The organism is Erwinia sp. (assembly GCF_031978025.1).
GTDB lineage: Bacteria > Pseudomonadota > Gammaproteobacteria > Enterobacterales > Enterobacteriaceae > Erwinia.
The window spans coordinates 1-14,694 of sequence record NZ_DALZCD010000091.1; the positions used below are offsets into that span (position 1 = coordinate 1).

The window sequence follows — 14,694 nt, forward strand, 5'->3', positions numbered from 1 at the left end:
TGGCCGATAGTACCAACGTTGACGTGCGGTTTGGAACGTTCAAATTTTTCTTTAGCCACGGCGATATTCCTTACTTTCTGTGCTCTCCCCTGTGGAAAGGAGAGCACGGGATCAATTGGTTAAACCCGATTATTTACCACGGGCTTCAATAACAGCCTGAGCGACGTTGTTTGGCGCGTCATCATACTTCAGGAATTCCATGGAGTAAGATGCACGGCCTTTGGTGATAGAACGCAGCTGTGTAGCATATCCGAACATTTCAGACAGCGGCACTTCAGCGTGGATCACAACGCCAGTCACGTTGGATTCCTGACCGCGCAGCGTACCACGACGACGGCTCAGGTCACCGATAACGTCACCAGTGTTCTCTTCAGGCGTTTCAACTTCAACCTTCATGATTGGTTCAAGCAGCACAGGCTGTGCTTTCTTAAAGCCATCTTTAAAGGCGATAGATGCTGCCAGTTTAAACGCCAGCTCAGAGGAGTCAACGTCATGGTAAGAACCGAAGTGCAGACGCACGCCCAGATCAACTACCGGGTAACCCGCCAGTGGACCGGCTTTCAGCTGTTCCTGAATGCCTTTATCAACCGCAGGGATGTATTCGCCAGGAATAACACCACCCTTGATGTCGTTGATAAATTCGTAGCCTTTCGGGTTTGAACCCGGCTCCAGTGGGAACATGTCGATAACAACATGACCATACTGACCGCGACCACCAGACTGCTTGGCGTGTTTACCTTCGATGTCAGTTACTTTAGAGCGAATCGCTTCGCGGTAAGCAACCTGAGGTTTACCGACGTTCGCTTCAACGTTGAATTCACGCTTCATGCGGTCAACGATGATGTCGAGGTGCAGCTCACCCATACCGGCGATAATAGTCTGGTTAGACTCTTCATCAGTCCATACGCGGAATGATGGGTCTTCTTTAGCCAGACGGCCCAGAGCCAGACCCATTTTTTCCTGGTCAGCTTTGGTTTTCGGTTCTACAGCGATAGAGATTACCGGCTCAGGGAATTCCATGCGCTCCAGAATGATCACGTTATCCGGATCACACAGGGTGTCACCGGTAGTCACGTCTTTCAGACCGATAGCCGCAGCGATATCGCCTGCGCGAACTTCTTTGATCTCTTCACGTTTGTTAGCGTGCATCTGTACGATACGGCCCAGACGCTCGCGCTGAGATTTAACCGGGTTGTACACGGTGTCGCCAGAGTTAACGATACCAGAGTAAACGCGGAAGAATGTCAGGTTACCCACAAACGGGTCGGTAGCGATTTTAAACGCCAGCGCAGCAAACGGCTCGTTGTCGTCTGAGTGACGAACTGCTGGCGTATCTTTACCATCGTCCAGAATACCGTTGATCGCTGTTACGTCAGTTGGTGACGGCAGGTATTCGATCACAGCATCCAGCATCGCCTGAACACCTTTGTTCTTAAATGCAGAACCACAGGTAACCAGGATGATTTCGTTATTCAGTACGCGCTTACGCAGAGACGTTTTGATCTCTTCTTCAGTCAGCTCTTCGCCGCCAAAGAATTTCTCCATCAGCTCGTCAGAACCTTCGGCCGCGGCTTCAATCAGTTTCTGGCGCCATTCTTCTGCCAGTTCCTGCATATCAGCTGGAATCTCTTCGTAATCGAAGGTCACGCCTGCGTCTGCGTCGTTCCAGTTGATCGCTTTCATCTTGATCAGGTCAACAACGCCGGTGAAGTTCTCTTCTGCGCCGATAGCCAGCTGCAGAGGAACCGGAGTTGCGCCCAGACGTGCTTCAATCTGGCCAACTACTTTCAGGAAGTTAGCACCCATGCGGTCCATTTTGTTAACGAACGCGATGCGTGGAACTTTATATTTGTTAGCCTGACGCCATACGGTTTCAGACTGTGGCTGAACACCACCAACTGCACAGTAAACCATTACTGCGCCGTCAAGAACACGCATGGAACGTTCTACTTCGATGGTGAAGTCAACGTGTCCCGGGGTGTCGATGATGTTAACGCGGTGCGGCTCGAACTGCTTAGCCATACCTGACCAGAAAGCGGTAGTCGCTGCGGAGGTAATGGTAATACCACGCTCCTGCTCCTGCGCCATCCAGTCCATAGTGGCTGCGCCATCATGAACTTCACCGATTTTATGGTTTACACCGGTGTAGAACAGAATACGTTCGGTAGTGGTCGTCTTACCGGCGTCGATGTGTGCACTGATACCAATGTTACGGTAGCGTGTAATGGGTGTTGTACGAGCCATTTGATTCCTCTGATTCTAGGACGTTCAAAGTTAAATCCCAGCGGGGTCAACTGAACGCCCGCTGGGTTAATAACAACTACTGAGCTGTTACCAGCGGTAGTGTGCGAACGCCTTGTTGGCTTCGGCCATACGGTGAACGTCTTCACGTTTCTTCACTGCGGTACCTTTGTTTTCCGCAGCATCAGAAAGTTCGTTCGCCAGGCGCAGAGCCATTGATTTATCACCGCGTTTACGAGCAGCTTCAACGATCCAACGCATTGCCAGAGCATTACGACGAACCGGACGGACTTCAACTGGTACCTGATAAGTAGAACCACCAACGCGACGGGATTTAACTTCCACGGTTGGGCGGACGTTGTCCAGGGCTACTTCGAATGCTTCCAGTTCGCCTTTACCAGCACGCTGAGCCAGGGTCTCAAGTGCAGTATAAACGATTGATTCGGCGGTAGATTTTTTACCATCTACCATCAGGATATTTACAAATTTGGCCAGCAGCTCTGATCCGAACTTAGGATCTGGCAGAATTTTACGCTGACCAATGACGCGACGACGTGGCATGGAAATACTCCGTTGTTAATTCAGGATTGTCCAAAACTCTACGAGTTTATTATGACATTTAAGATAAAACGTTTGGCCTTACTTAACGGAGAACCATTAAGCCTTTGGCTTCTTCACGCCGTACTTGGAGCGAGCCTGCTTACGGTCTTTAACACCTGAGCAGTCCAGCGCGCCACGAACGGTGTGGTAACGCACACCTGGCAAGTCTTTTACACGACCGCCACGGATCAGGATCACGGAGTGTTCCTGCAGGTTATGACCTTCACCACCGATGTAGGAGGTAACTTCAAAACCGTTAGTCAAACGCACACGGCAAACTTTACGCAGTGCGGAGTTCGGTTTTTTAGGGGTAGTGGTGTACACACGAGTACATACGCCACGTTTCTGCGGGCAAGCTTCCAGCGCAGGCACGTTGCTCTTTGCAACTTTGCGTGCGCGTGGTTTGCGAACCAGCTGGTTAACTGTTGCCATTAAATAGCTCCTGGAATTTGCTTTTGCTTCGTAAACACGTAATAAATCGCCTCGTCAGATAACGAGGACGCGGAATTTTAGGGCTGAGCAGAAAAGGTGTCAAGAAATAACCAGGATATCGTACTCACCAGGTCATTTGTTGAGTCTGTTTTACCGTCAACGCGACGAACTCAGTATAGCTTACTGCGGCCACGCTGGATGAAATTTGAGCGGAAAGTCCGCGAGCGATAACATCGTCCTGCAGCGCATAGAGAGAAATGGGGGCCAGAAGCAGCAATTCAAGGGCCTGGCTGCCTTCCAGCGCTGCCAGTACGCCGTCCTGCATTAGCAGTACGTCGTCCCCATTTGCCAGCATTCGCAGCAGGGCGTTGAAATCGCAGCGGAAAGGCGAGTTGATCACCGTATGCAGCATACTTTCCTCAGAAAGAAATAATTTGATCGTATTTTTCCAGCTCTGCGCGCAGCGCGGGAGGCGCCAGTACCGTGACCGGCAGAGCTTTCAACGCGGCAGCATCAAGACCCCGCTCGGCCAGCGAGGCCGAACAGGCGTAGAAATTTTCCACATCATACAGCGGCAGTACGCCAAAAGTGGCGATATAGTTGCGCGCCAGCACCTTTTCCGGCTGCTGGTCGCCCAGCAGTTGCGTTACGCCGTCGCTGATAAAAAACAGCGCCACGTCTTCGCTAAGCGCTGAAACGGCCATCACGGCATCCAGCCCTTCCCTGCCGGCGCTGGAACCATGAGGTGCCTGACTGAAGACAAAGGCGATTCGCTTCATCAAAATTGCACCATCCGTTCGCTGCTTAACGCGGCTTCTGCCAGCGCACCCAAGCCAGAAAGCTGAAAGCCTTCAGCCAGATTGGCCGCCGGCAACGCCTGATTTTTTGCTTCCTGCGGATCCACGATACCGCGACGCAGCGCGGCGGCCACGCAAATATTTAGCGCAACGCCACGATCGCGATGTAATTGTTGCCATGCCTGAGTCAGATTGAACTCATCGCTGGCTGGCGAAGTCAGCGCGCTGGCGTTAAGCACCCCTTCACGGTAAAAGAAGACGCTTTCCAACTCGTGTCCTTCGGCCAGCAGCGCCTGAGCAAACAGCCAGGCGGAACTGGCCTGCTGTGTCCCATAAGCCGGGCCGGTTACTAACAGCGTGTAACGCATTAACGCTCGCTTCCCTGGAAGTCGCCGTTTTTAAACTGGCGAATATAGAGATAAACGGTGTGTCTGGAGATATTCAGGCGTTCGGCCACCTGACTGATAGCATCTTTAATATCGAAGATGCCTTTTTCGTAGAGGTTCAGCACAATCTGACGATTCTTGGCATTGTTGGAGATGTTGCGGTCATTGCTGACCTCCTCAATCGTAAACTCCAGCGTTTGCATCACCAAATCCTCCACCGAAGAGGCGAAGTTGACGGAAGAATCCATCTCGTGCGTTTCCGGCGGCATAAAGGTCGCCATAATCTGCGAGAAAGGCACATCCAGATTCATATTGATGCACAGCAGTCCGATGACACGCTGTTTGCCATTACGAATAGCAATAGTGACCGATTTCATCAGCACGCCGCTTTTGGCACGGGTGAAATAGGCTCTGGAGACATTGCTTTCCGCATCTGTCATATCATGCAGCATCCGCAGCGCCAGATCGGTTATAGGTGAACCGATTTTGCGGCCGGTGTGCTCACCGTTAGCGATCCTGACCGCCGAGCGTTTCAGGTCTTCCAGCGAATGCAGGACAATCTCGCAGTGCGAGCCGATAAGCATTGCCAGCCCGTCTACCACGGCCTCGTAAGATTTAAGAATATCAAAATCGGTTTGTTCGAAGGGATGCTGCTCCAGTAATTCCAGATCGTTCACATCACCGGTAAAAATTGAGCCAGACATTAAGACACCACCCTTAAAAGAGTCCGCGGTACGCGGCCCGCGCAGCGAAGAGCGTCAGTCTAGCAAATATCGGAAATGTCTGTCCCGACCTTTGTCATGTATTTCTTGTGGGCATTGCACTGGGGAGGGGAATAAAAAGAGGCCGCCACGAACGTGGCGGCAGGCATCTTATTTGGTCTGAGCGGCGGCCGGTGTATCGGTCGGTGCCGGTGCGTTAGCATCCGCCTTCGCGGCCGGTTTGATGTCCAGCAGTTCGACATCGAAGACCAGCGTAGAATTAGCCGGAATACCCGGCACGCCATTTTTGCCGTAGGCAAGCTGTGGTGGGATGACCAGCTTGATTTTACCGCCTTTTTTCACGTGCTTCAGGCCTTCGGTCCAGCCAGGGATCACGCCGTCAAGACGGAAAGAGAGCGGTTCACCGCGCGTATAGGAGTTGTCGAATTCTGAACCGTCGATCAGCGTCCCTTTGTAGTTCACCACTACAGTATCGCTGTCTTTCGGTGCGTCACCGGTCCCTTCTTTCTCTACCTGATACAGCAGGCCAGATTCCGTTTTCTTCACGCCTTTTTCTTTCGCAAATTTGGTAGCGAAAGCGTTACCTTTCTCGGTATTTTCCTTCGCGTCTTTTTCCATTTTCGCCTGAGCGGCAGTTTTCACGCGGCCTTCAAATGCCTGCAGCGTCTGCTCAATCTCCTGATCGGAGAGCTTGCTCTTACCTGCGAAAGCATCCTGAACGCCTGAGATCAGCTGCTGCTTATCCAGCGCGATACCCAGTTTTTCCTGCTCTTTCAGTGAATTTTCCATGTAGCGGCCAAGTGACGCGCCCAGCGCGTAAGCAGACTGCTGATCTTCATTTGTAAATGCGGCATTCTTCGGTGCCTGCTGTGGCGCCTGTGCGGCTGGCGCTGCTGGTGCCGCAGCGGTTTCGGCAGCGGATGCCAGCGGTGCATTCAGCGCAACGCCCAGGGTGGTGGCTAACAGTGTGACTTTAAACAGTGATTTCATCCATTTCTCCAAAACCGAAGCCTCTCACCTCGGAAATCGTTTTACAGACAGAGCCTGTACTATACAGCCGTGCGCGAGAAAACTTTATGCTCTCGCCATGATAACTAACTACTTCCGACCGCTTGTTTGTCCGAAAGTTTCCTCATGAAGATGCAGGCAATAACGGCTTTTTTCAACGGGGTGGGCCAAATTAAACCGGCTATGCCTGTGCTGGCCTGACTTTTGTCGGTAGAATCGGCCCCATCCAGCCCTGGCGACAGCAAGAGGTAAAAGTATGCAACAATCCGTGTTTGAGCAGCGTTTAGAGCTGCTGGAAAGCCGTCTGGCTTTTCAGGAGCACACTATTGAAGAGCTCAACCAGACGGTGGTACACCACGAACTGGAAATGGCCCGCATGCGTGAACAGATGCGCCTGCTGACCGATAAACTAAAAGCGGCAGCGCCGTCAATGCTCGCTTCGCAGTCGGAAGAGACGCCGCCGCCGCACTATTGATTTCAGACCAAAAAAAAGGCCACCGATGAGGTGGCCTTTTTTCATTGGGGCTTAGTGGCTGCAGCCGCAGCCGCCGGTGCCACAACCGCCTTTACCATGCTCATGGTCATGCTCATGGTGATGGTCGTGCTCACCGTGGACGTGGCCGTGGGCCAGCTCTTCTTCGGTTGCTTCACGGATCGCCACAACTTCCACATTGAAGTTCAGGTTCTGACCCGCCAGCATGTGGTTACCGTCAACCACTACGTGGTCGTCTTCCACTTCGGTGATTTCAACCGGGACCGGGCCCTGATCGGTTTCCGCCAGGAAACGCATGCCAACCTGCAGCTCGTCAACGCCCATAAAGACGTCTTTTGGCACACGCTGCACCAGGTTGTCATCATACTGACCGTAAGCTTCGTCAGCGGCGATATGCACTTCAAATTTGTCGCCGGCTTCGTGATTTTCCAGCGCTTTTTCCAGACCAGAAATCAGGGAACCATGACCGTGCAGATAGTCCAGCGGTGCGGTCACCGGAGACTCATCAACCATCACACCGTCTTCCGTACGTACCTGATATGCCAGGCTGACTACCAGGTCTTTTGCTACTTTCATGATTACTCCTAACCGTTGAGAGCTTGAAACATCGGCGGATTTGCCGGCAAGCTCTGAGTTTGCGCTGATTGTAATGGATTTCAACGCCGCTGTAAGATACAGCTTAAAAAAAGCTGAGCGATAACGCTACTCGGGATGAAAAATTCCGATGACTTGCTCATTAGTGCGAACTTCATCACGCACGTGCTTATCTGCTTCGCGCATCTGATGACCACACTTAACGCACTCAACCACATCGACATTATTTTCAACCCACAGAGCAAGGGTATCTTTAGCCTGGCACTTAGGACAAGTCGCTCCGGCAATAAATCTTTTACGCATAGGTTTTCCGATTAAATAAAAGACAACGCTCTGCCAGGCAAAGCGATGTCGGCTCAGTAAAAGGCTTTCGCCCCGCCCTATTCTGATTCATCCCAGCCGTCAAACTGGCGCTTTTCACGCCGCATTTCGGCCTGGAAAATATCTTCCAGCTCTCGCCTGGCTTCTTTCACGCGGGAAATTTGCTGGCTGTCACCGAGGTTTGGCATCAGTTCGCGCAACATTCGCATATCAAGACGGCGGAAATGCTGCTGCGCGCGAAAAGCCTGATGGGGATGCATGCCCAGCGACATCAGCGTTTTGCGGCCAAGCTCCAGCGCACTGGAGAAAGTTTCACGCGAGAACTGGGTGACGCCTGCCTGGAGCAGCTCATGCGCCTCTACACGGCCACGCGCTCGTGCCAGGATTTGCAGATGTGGAAAATGATGCTGGCAGAGCCGCACGATTTCCATCGCGTCTTCCGGCCCATTGCAGGTAATAACGATAGACTGCGCCGTTTCTGCGCCTGCGGCGCGCAACAGCTCCAGCTCGGTGGCATCACCATAGTATACTTTATAACCATAGGTGCGCATCAGGCTGACCGCACTGATATCGCGTTCCAGCACCGTAATTCGCTTTTCATTTGCCATCAGCAAACGCGCCACTACCTGACCGAAACGGCCAAACCCCACCACGATGACCTGCGGCTTGTCGTCTTCGACAAAAGGCTTCTCGTCGCTGTCGTCGCCATCGTTAAACCGCTTCGCCAGAATCTTATCCACGCTTTGCATCAGCAGCGGCGTGGTCATCATCGACAGCGTGACCGTCACCAGCAGCAACGGCATCTGGTCGCCGCTGAAGAGTTTTGCTGAAGAGGCAGCTGAAAAGAGCACAAATGCGAACTCACCGCCCTGACTCAATACCGCCGAGAACTGTAACCGTTCAGAACTGCGCAGGCCGAAAATCCGTGACAGCAGATAAAGCACGCCCGCTTTGATCGCCACCAGCAACACCACGCCAACCAAAATTTCGACGATGTGGGTATAGAGCACGCCCAGATTCAGCGCCATGCCTACGGAGATAAAGAACAGCCCCAGCAGCAGTCCTTTAAAAGGATCGATAGCGACTTCCAGCTCGTGCCGGTATTCACTTTCCGCCAGCAGAATGCCCGCGATAAACGTGCCCAGCGCCATCGACAGGCCCAGCGCATCCATAAACAACGCCGATCCCAGCACCAGCAGCAAGGCGGCAGCGGTAAAGACTTCCCGCACGTCAGAAGCGGCAATAAAGCGAAAAATCGGCCGCAGCAGAAAACGCCCCCCTACCAACATGCCGGCAAACGCCAGTACTTTCATGCCGACTTTCATCCAGTCGGTATGGCCACTGTCGCCCCCTGCCAGCAGCGGCACCAGTGCCAGGGCCGGGATCACGGCCAGATCCTGGAACAGCAGCACCGAAAAGCCCAGCTGGCCGGATTCATTGCGCTTCATGCCTTTGTCGCTCATCAGCTGCAGCGCCATCGCCGTAGACGACATCGCCAGGCCAAGGCCGCCAATCATGGCCGCCTGCCAGGAGAAATCGGTCAGCCAGAGCAGGCCGCCCAGGATCGCCGCGCTGAAAATCACCTGGGCTGCGCCCACGCCGAAAATAGAGCGCCGCAGTTCCCAAAGCTTGGAAGGATTCAGTTCCAGCCCGATAATAAACATCAGGAAAACGACGCCAAGTTCGGAGAAATGCAGGATTTCTTCTACGTCGCTGATAAAGCCCAATCCCCATGGCCCAATAGCAATACCGGCCAGCAGATAGCCCAGCACGGCCCCAATGCCAAGACGGGCCGCGATCGGAACGGCGATAACTGCCGCAAAAAGATAGACCACACCAGCCGTGAGCAGGGTTTGTCCTTCCATTCAGGTGCCTCCGTAAGGCAAAGGTGACGCCAGCCAGTCGCTGTAAGCTCGCGCGTAATTTTTCATCATTTCCGGCGTCTGCCGACGCGCCCAATAAATAATCATCGGCGTGAGCCAGTGCATCCGGCACATTTGCGCCGTCAGCTCAAATGGCCGCATGATATCCGACAGCGGATAGCGATTAAGCCCTTCCTGGTGATAGGCCGTTTCCGGTTCGCCAGTGGTCACGACGCTACGCCAGTATTTTCCTTCCAGCACGTTGCCGCCTGGCCCGCTGGCAAAGCCGCGCGACAGCACGCGGTCCAGCCACTCTTTTAGCAGCGCGGGACAGCTGTAGGTGTAAAGCGGATGTTGAAACACGATGATGTCATGATCGCGCAGCTGTTGCTGTTCGTAATAAATATCAATAAAAAAGTCTGGATAGTGCGCGTATAAGTCGTGAACGGTCACGTTAGGTAATGCTTTGGCCGGCTCCAGTAATACCCGATTGGCAATCGAGTCCTGGGATTCCGGGTGAGCATAGAGCAGCAAAACTTTGGGCGGCTGCAACATCAATCCCCTCCAAATCGTCGTCATGGCGGGGAAATTCCGCTACCATGCTCGACACTGCGAAATTGTGCATTCCGCAACGCATTTATGATGGTTCAATTTAACATATCCTGGTTATTACGGCGCTTATGATTCTCTTCTCATCGTTACAAATCCGACGCGGCGTTCGCGTCCTGCTGGATAACGCTTCCGCTACCATCAATCCCGGTCAGAAAGTGGGGCTGGTGGGCAAGAACGGCTGCGGTAAATCCACGCTGCTGTCGCTGCTTAAGAACGAGATAAGCGCTGATGCGGGCAGCTTTACCTATCCGGGCAGCTGGTCGCTGGCCTGGGTTAATCAGGAAACGCCTGCGCTTAATATGCCTGCTATCGAATATGTCATTGATGGCGATCGCGAGTATCGTCAGCTGCAGGCAGACCTGGCAAAGGCCAACGAGAACGACGACGGCCACGCTATCGCCACGCTGCACGGCAAGCTGGACGCCGTTCAGGCATGGACAATACAGTCACGCGCCGCCAGCCTGCTTAACGGTTTGGGCTTTTCTCAGGAGCAGCTGCAGCGGCCGGTCAGCGATTTCTCCGGAGGCTGGCGGATGCGCCTGAATCTGGCGCAGGCGCTGATCTGTCGTTCTGACCTGCTGCTGCTTGACGAACCCACCAACCACCTCGATCTGGACGCGGTGATCTGGCTGGAGCGCTGGCTGAAAAGCTATCAGGGCACGCTGATCCTGATCTCCCACGACCGCGACTTCCTGGACCCCGTGGTGGATAAAATCTTGCATATCGAACAGCAGTCGATCTTCGAATATACCGGCAACTACAGCTCGTTTGAGATCCAGCGCGCCACCAAACTGGCGCAGCAGCAGTCAATGTTCGAAAACCAGCAGCAGAAAGTAGCGCACCTGCAAAGTTTTATTGACCGCTTTAAGGCCAAGGCCAGTAAGGCAAAGCAGGCGCAAAGCCGTATTAAAATGCTGGAGCGTATGGAGCTGATTGCGCCCGCGCACGTCGATAATCCGTTTACTTTTAGCTTCCGCGAGCCGGAAAGTTTGCCTAACCCGCTGTTGAAGATGGAAAAAGTCAGCGCTGGCTATGCCGACCGCGTTATTCTGGATTCCATCAAGCTGAACCTGGTGCCCGGCTCGCGCATTGGCCTGTTGGGCCGCAACGGTGCCGGTAAATCCACGCTGATTAAATTGCTGGCCGGTGAGCTGGCGCCGCTAAAAGGCGATATCGGCCTGGCGAAAGGCATCAAACTTGGCTACTTCGCCCAGCATCAGCTGGAATTCTTACGGGCAGATGAATCGCCGCTGCAGCATCTGGTACGGCTGGCGCCAAAAGTGCTGGAGCAGCAGCTGCGCGACTATCTGGGCGGCTTTGGTTTTCAGGGTGATAAAGTTACGGAGCAGACCGAGCGCTTCTCCGGCGGTGAAAAAGCGCGGCTGGTGCTGGCGCTGATTGTCTGGCAGCGCCCAAATCTTCTGCTGCTGGATGAACCGACCAACCACCTTGATTTGGATATGCGTCAGGCACTGACCGAAGCGCTGATCGATTTTGAAGGCGCGCTGGTGGTGGTTTCGCACGATCGCCATTTACTGCGTTCCACCACGGACGATCTCTATCTGGTTCACGACGGCAAAGTCGAAGCGTTTGACGGCGATCTGGAAGATTATCAGCAGTGGCTGAGCGACCTGCAAAAGCAGACCAGCGCTGCCGCCGAACCGAAACAGGAAAGCGGCAACAGCGCACAGGCCAGAAAAGATCAGAAGCGCCGTGAAGCCGAACTGCGCACGCAAACGCAGCCGCTGCGCAAGCAGATCGAAAAGCTGGAAAAGCAGATGGAGAAATTCAACGCCACGCTGGCCGATGCGGAAACAAAGCTGGCCGATACCGCGCTTTACGATCAAAGCCGCAAAGCGGATCTTACGGCGGCGCTGCAACAGCAGGCCGAAGCAAAATCCGCGCTGGAGGAATGTGAGATGGCCTGGCTGGACGCGCAGGAACAGCTGGAAGCTATGCTGGCTTCGTAAAAAGGAGTCGGGAGAAAAAACATTTTCTCCCGACTCACTTACTTGCCCGCCAGACGTTGGCGCAGCGCTGGCAATGCTTCCTGATTAAGCAGGGTGCCGTTTAAAAAACGGGTTTTCAGTTCGCCACCCTGTTCCTGCTCCCGAGTCTGCCGATCCAACAGGTAATATTCCCCCGCGCTATCCCGCTCGACCCGCAGGAGTCCTCTGGCGGATTTTTTCAGGCCGCTGTCGGTTTTTGGCTGCTTGAAAATTTCACGCTCAATGCCTTTTACCTCACCCCAGGTCGCCTTCATCGCAAAACCGAAAGTATCGCGGGTGCTGTATTGGTAAGTGTAAGAGCCGACGCCGAACACCACGTTGCTGCTGGCAAAGCCTTTTGCCTCCAGGCGCGCCAGGATCAGATTGGCTCGCTCCAGCGTAATCGAATCGCCATAGATCAGCCCTACATGGCTGTCTAACACCCGGTAGCCCTTCTCGTTAACCGTACCGCCGAAAATCTCCCACAGGACTTCTACGGAGCCTTTCTGTTGTGGCGTGCGTGCCGGGTCGCGATCGGTGTCGTCGCCGGTTCCGCACAGGATCTCAACCGGATCGCCACTGTCCGGGCGGAAGACCAGACGCCCTTCCCGCGCCATGATTTCCGTTTTCAGCTCGCGGCTGTATTCGGTAAGCACTTTCCAGTAGTCCCAGGTATCCGACACGATGGAAACAAAGCCCTGTGGATAGAGTTCGCTAATTAATCGCCGAAACGTGGCGATTTCGCCCTGCTCTTCCCCCATACACATCACGCTGTGCTCCGTCGCCGGAATACTGCCCGCGATAAAGTAGTCTTTGGGCGGCGTGTAGTACTGACGAAGGTAGAGAATCGACGGAATGCTGTCGGTACCGGTAAAGCTCAGCAGATGACCCGCGCCCGCCTGAGCGGCATCATGCAGTCCGGACATTCCCCGCAGCGAAAAATCATGGCATTGAAAATCAAGATGGCTGGTGTCATCACAGGTCAGCTCAGCCCAACGCTCGCAGACCAGCCGGTAATGGTGTGCGATAGTGGCGTTGGTCGAGGCTTTCCATAATTCTGCTGACATCACGCTTTCCAGATAATTGACCAGCCAGAAAAAGTCATCAACGGTGTTGGTAATGGTCAGGACAGGCACTTTCATTGGCACCTTACTGCCTTCATCCAGACTTTTGATTTCCAGCGGCAGATAGCCCAGGCGATGCAGCGCGCGGATATGCTCCACATCGATACGCTCTTTGCCCAAATAGCTGTCCATCAGCTGCTGGTACTCTGTCACCACTTCGGCTTCAGGTCGGGCAAAAAACGCGTCGTTAAACAGATCGATCATAAACCACTGTAAAAAACCCTGTAATCCAAAGAATACCAGCCTGTCGTCCGCCATCGGCGAGGTAAAGAAGCGGTTACCACGCGGCGTAAAATTTGAATAAATGCGGCTGGTTCCCTGTGGATACTGTTCGCGATGTGATGTTTTATAGCCGTCGATAGCCAGAACAGGATTAATGCGCATGGGCTGTACCCTCGTTGTCGTAAATAGTTTTAATATCAATTAGCTCTACACGTTCACCGGCAATCGCCGGATCGGCTACAGAAGTGGTCGTCCAGATATGGTCAATACCCTGCTCCAACAGCGCTTCGACGCCTCGCGTAAACAGACCATGGGTAACATACAAGCTGACAGAACGCGCGCCTGCCTCACGCAGCACAGCCGCCGAGCCAATAAAGGTGCCGCCTGCATCGCATAAATCGTCAGCTATCAGCACGTCTTTCCCGGCAACGTCACCCTGCAGCAGAGAAAAACCGCTCAGTGCACCGCTGCTTAAGTCGCGATGTTTACCCAGGATACCGTATTCGTGGGCTTTTACCTGCTGCGCCACTGCATGAATTTTTTTTAATGCGCCCGCGTCCGGTGCCAGCAGCATCATGCCGTTTTGTAATTTTGCCACCAGGCTCGCGCTCTGTTGCAGGCAGAGGTGCTGCGGAACAGACACCATATTATTGATCACGGCATCCGCCACATCGCTGTGGGGATCCAGCACCTGCACCCGATTGAAGCCAAGCTGGTTCAGGAAACCGGCAAAGAGTTTCAGGGCAAAGCTATCGCCTTCCTGCATGTGGCGATCCTGGCGGGCATAGGGCAGCCAGGGCAGTTCCAGCGTGGTCCATTGCAGGTCATAACGTCTGCGGGCGGCATCCATAACCTGCGCCAGCAGCATCAAATCGTCCATGTTGCGCATACCCGTCGCACGAGCAACCAGTTTTTCCGCCTGAGGAAGCAGCGGGGGTAGCAGACGTGCGCGGACGGCGCCATCGGGAAAGCGCCCCGTTTCCAGCGCGACTTTTTTTCCATCAAGAAAGAGTTCCAGCTGCATATTTTTTCCTCCGGCTCAGTTAATGTCCTTGTGACACTTATATAATTGTCCCTATGACACTTTTTAGCAAGTGAAATTTACGCCTGCGTCAGCCAATCTGATTAATATATTGATTATAAAGGAATTAAAGATGAAGGGGTGGCTATATATTGCAGGCTTTAACCCTGTGATGCTAAAATGTCTTAGCGACAATTACTTATGGAAAAGCGTATGCTTTCAGAATCAGACTATCTGGCCAGTTATGACGCCACGCGTTATCCCTCCCCTA

At 53.6% G+C, this 14,694-nt stretch carries 16 protein-coding genes; 2 read left to right on the forward strand and 14 right to left on the reverse strand.

Translation table 11 applies throughout. From position 1 onward, the window contains the following. Positions 1-129 precede the first annotated feature (129 nt). The 8 genes from fusA to fkpA all read right to left on the reverse strand — a co-directional run bounded on the left by fusA (position 130) and on the right by fkpA (position 6,168). A complete protein-coding gene (fusA, locus tag RTK32_RS09370; RefSeq protein WP_312043313.1) occupies positions 130-2,244 on the reverse strand; it encodes an elongation factor G in 2,115 nt (704 codons plus the stop codon). Positions 2,245-2,331: 87 nt separating this feature from the next. Further along, entirely contained in the window at positions 2,332-2,802 is a 471-nt protein-coding gene (rpsG, locus tag RTK32_RS09375) for a 30S ribosomal protein S7 (RefSeq protein WP_125289829.1), read from the reverse strand. 96 nt (positions 2,803-2,898) lie between these two features. Continuing rightward, positions 2,899-3,273, reverse strand: coding sequence for a 30S ribosomal protein S12 (gene rpsL, locus RTK32_RS09380; protein WP_075182598.1), 375 nt, complete (start codon positions 3,271-3,273; stop codon positions 2,899-2,901). A 124-nt stretch (positions 3,274-3,397) separates the two neighbouring features. Beyond that, on the reverse strand, positions 3,398-3,685 hold the full coding sequence (gene tusB / locus RTK32_RS09385; RefSeq protein WP_312043319.1) for a sulfurtransferase complex subunit TusB: 288 nt from the start codon (positions 3,683-3,685) through the stop codon (positions 3,398-3,400). 7 nt (positions 3,686-3,692) lie between these two features. Beyond that, entirely contained in the window at positions 3,693-4,058 is a 366-nt protein-coding gene (gene tusC, locus RTK32_RS09390; protein WP_312043339.1) for a sulfurtransferase complex subunit TusC, read from the reverse strand. Next, positions 4,052-4,438, reverse strand: coding sequence for a sulfurtransferase complex subunit TusD (gene tusD, locus RTK32_RS09395; RefSeq protein WP_312043321.1), 387 nt, complete (start codon positions 4,436-4,438; stop codon positions 4,052-4,054). The genes tusC and tusD overlap by 7 nt, the downstream gene beginning before the upstream one ends. After that, complete coding sequence (locus tag RTK32_RS09400; RefSeq protein ID WP_312043323.1) at positions 4,438-5,160, reverse strand: transcriptional regulator; 723 nt, start codon at positions 5,158-5,160, stop codon at positions 4,438-4,440. The genes tusD and RTK32_RS09400 overlap by 1 nt, the downstream gene beginning before the upstream one ends. A gap of 168 nt (positions 5,161-5,328) precedes the next feature. Continuing rightward, the gene (gene fkpA, locus RTK32_RS09405; RefSeq protein WP_312043325.1) at positions 5,329-6,168 is read right to left on the reverse strand and encodes an FKBP-type peptidyl-prolyl cis-trans isomerase; all 840 of its coding nucleotides are present in this window, start codon (positions 6,166-6,168) and stop codon (positions 5,329-5,331) included. Positions 6,169-6,442: 274 nt separating this feature from the next. Here fkpA and RTK32_RS09410 point away from each other — a divergent pair, with 274 nt between their 5' ends. After that, on the forward strand, positions 6,443-6,661 hold the full coding sequence (locus RTK32_RS09410; RefSeq protein WP_312043327.1) for a SlyX family protein: 219 nt from the start codon (positions 6,443-6,445) through the stop codon (positions 6,659-6,661). A gap of 51 nt (positions 6,662-6,712) precedes the next feature. Here RTK32_RS09410 and slyD read toward each other — a convergent pair whose 3' ends face one another. From slyD to kefG, 4 genes are all read right to left on the reverse strand, one after another. Next, the gene (gene slyD / locus RTK32_RS09415) at positions 6,713-7,255 is read right to left on the reverse strand and encodes a peptidylprolyl isomerase (RefSeq protein WP_312043329.1); all 543 of its coding nucleotides are present in this window, start codon (positions 7,253-7,255) and stop codon (positions 6,713-6,715) included. 126 nt (positions 7,256-7,381) lie between these two features. Further along, on the reverse strand, positions 7,382-7,576 hold the full coding sequence (locus tag RTK32_RS09420) for a YheV family putative zinc ribbon protein (RefSeq protein ID WP_125289837.1): 195 nt from the start codon (positions 7,574-7,576) through the stop codon (positions 7,382-7,384). 77 nt (positions 7,577-7,653) lie between these two features. Beyond that, complete coding sequence (gene kefB, locus RTK32_RS09425) at positions 7,654-9,459, reverse strand: glutathione-regulated potassium-efflux system protein KefB (protein WP_312043331.1); 1,806 nt, start codon at positions 9,457-9,459, stop codon at positions 7,654-7,656. Continuing rightward, positions 9,460-10,011 (reverse strand): glutathione-regulated potassium-efflux system ancillary protein KefG, encoded by a 552-nt coding sequence (gene kefG / locus RTK32_RS09430; protein ID WP_312043341.1) that lies wholly within the window; start codon positions 10,009-10,011, stop codon positions 9,460-9,462. Between the two features lie 125 nt (positions 10,012-10,136). Here kefG and RTK32_RS09435 point away from each other — a divergent pair, with 125 nt between their 5' ends. Further along, positions 10,137-12,038 (forward strand): ABC transporter ATP-binding protein, encoded by a 1,902-nt coding sequence (locus RTK32_RS09435; RefSeq protein WP_312043333.1) that lies wholly within the window; start codon positions 10,137-10,139, stop codon positions 12,036-12,038. Between the two features lie 38 nt (positions 12,039-12,076). Here RTK32_RS09435 and RTK32_RS09440 read toward each other — a convergent pair whose 3' ends face one another. Both RTK32_RS09440 and prs read right to left on the reverse strand, forming a co-directional pair. Beyond that, positions 12,077-13,564: a nicotinate phosphoribosyltransferase gene (locus tag RTK32_RS09440; RefSeq protein ID WP_312043335.1), complete on the reverse strand. Its 1,488-nt coding sequence runs from the start codon at positions 13,562-13,564 to the stop codon at positions 12,077-12,079. Beyond that, the gene (gene prs, locus RTK32_RS09445; RefSeq protein WP_312043337.1) at positions 13,554-14,426 is read right to left on the reverse strand and encodes a ribose-phosphate diphosphokinase; all 873 of its coding nucleotides are present in this window, start codon (positions 14,424-14,426) and stop codon (positions 13,554-13,556) included. The genes RTK32_RS09440 and prs overlap by 11 nt, the downstream gene beginning before the upstream one ends. Positions 14,427-14,694: the final 268 nt, after the last annotated feature.

Bases quoted from the DNA above. Each gene is read 5' to 3' on its own strand.
- prs (WP_312043337.1), bottom strand. From the start codon at position 14,426: ATGCAGCTGGAACTCTTTCTTGATGGAAAAAAAGTCGCGCTGGAAACG.
- fusA (WP_312043313.1), bottom strand. From the start codon at position 2,244: ATGGCTCGTACAACACCCATTACACGCTACCGTAACATTGGTATCAGT.
- kefG (WP_312043341.1), bottom strand. From the start codon at position 10,011: ATGTTGCAGCCGCCCAAAGTTTTGCTGCTCTATGCTCACCCGGAATCC.
- RTK32_RS09410 (WP_312043327.1), top strand. From the start codon at position 6,443: ATGCAACAATCCGTGTTTGAGCAGCGTTTAGAGCTGCTGGAAAGCCGT.
- tusD (WP_312043321.1), bottom strand. From the start codon at position 4,438: ATGCGTTACACGCTGTTAGTAACCGGCCCGGCTTATGGGACACAGCAG.
- RTK32_RS09400 (WP_312043323.1), bottom strand. From the start codon at position 5,160: ATGTCTGGCTCAATTTTTACCGGTGATGTGAACGATCTGGAATTACTG.
- RTK32_RS09435 (WP_312043333.1), top strand. From the start codon at position 10,137: ATGATTCTCTTCTCATCGTTACAAATCCGACGCGGCGTTCGCGTCCTG.
- rpsG (WP_125289829.1), bottom strand. From the start codon at position 2,802: ATGCCACGTCGTCGCGTCATTGGTCAGCGTAAAATTCTGCCAGATCCT.
- fkpA (WP_312043325.1), bottom strand. From the start codon at position 6,168: ATGAAATCACTGTTTAAAGTCACACTGTTAGCCACCACCCTGGGCGTT.
- RTK32_RS09440 (WP_312043335.1), bottom strand. From the start codon at position 13,564: ATGCGCATTAATCCTGTTCTGGCTATCGACGGCTATAAAACATCACAT.
- kefB (WP_312043331.1), bottom strand. From the start codon at position 9,459: ATGGAAGGACAAACCCTGCTCACGGCTGGTGTGGTCTATCTTTTTGCG.
- RTK32_RS09420 (WP_125289837.1), bottom strand. From the start codon at position 7,576: ATGCGTAAAAGATTTATTGCCGGAGCGACTTGTCCTAAGTGCCAGGCT.
- rpsL (WP_075182598.1), bottom strand. From the start codon at position 3,273: ATGGCAACAGTTAACCAGCTGGTTCGCAAACCACGCGCACGCAAAGTT.
- slyD (WP_312043329.1), bottom strand. From the start codon at position 7,255: ATGAAAGTAGCAAAAGACCTGGTAGTCAGCCTGGCATATCAGGTACGT.
- tusB (WP_312043319.1), bottom strand. From the start codon at position 3,685: ATGCTGCATACGGTGATCAACTCGCCTTTCCGCTGCGATTTCAACGCC.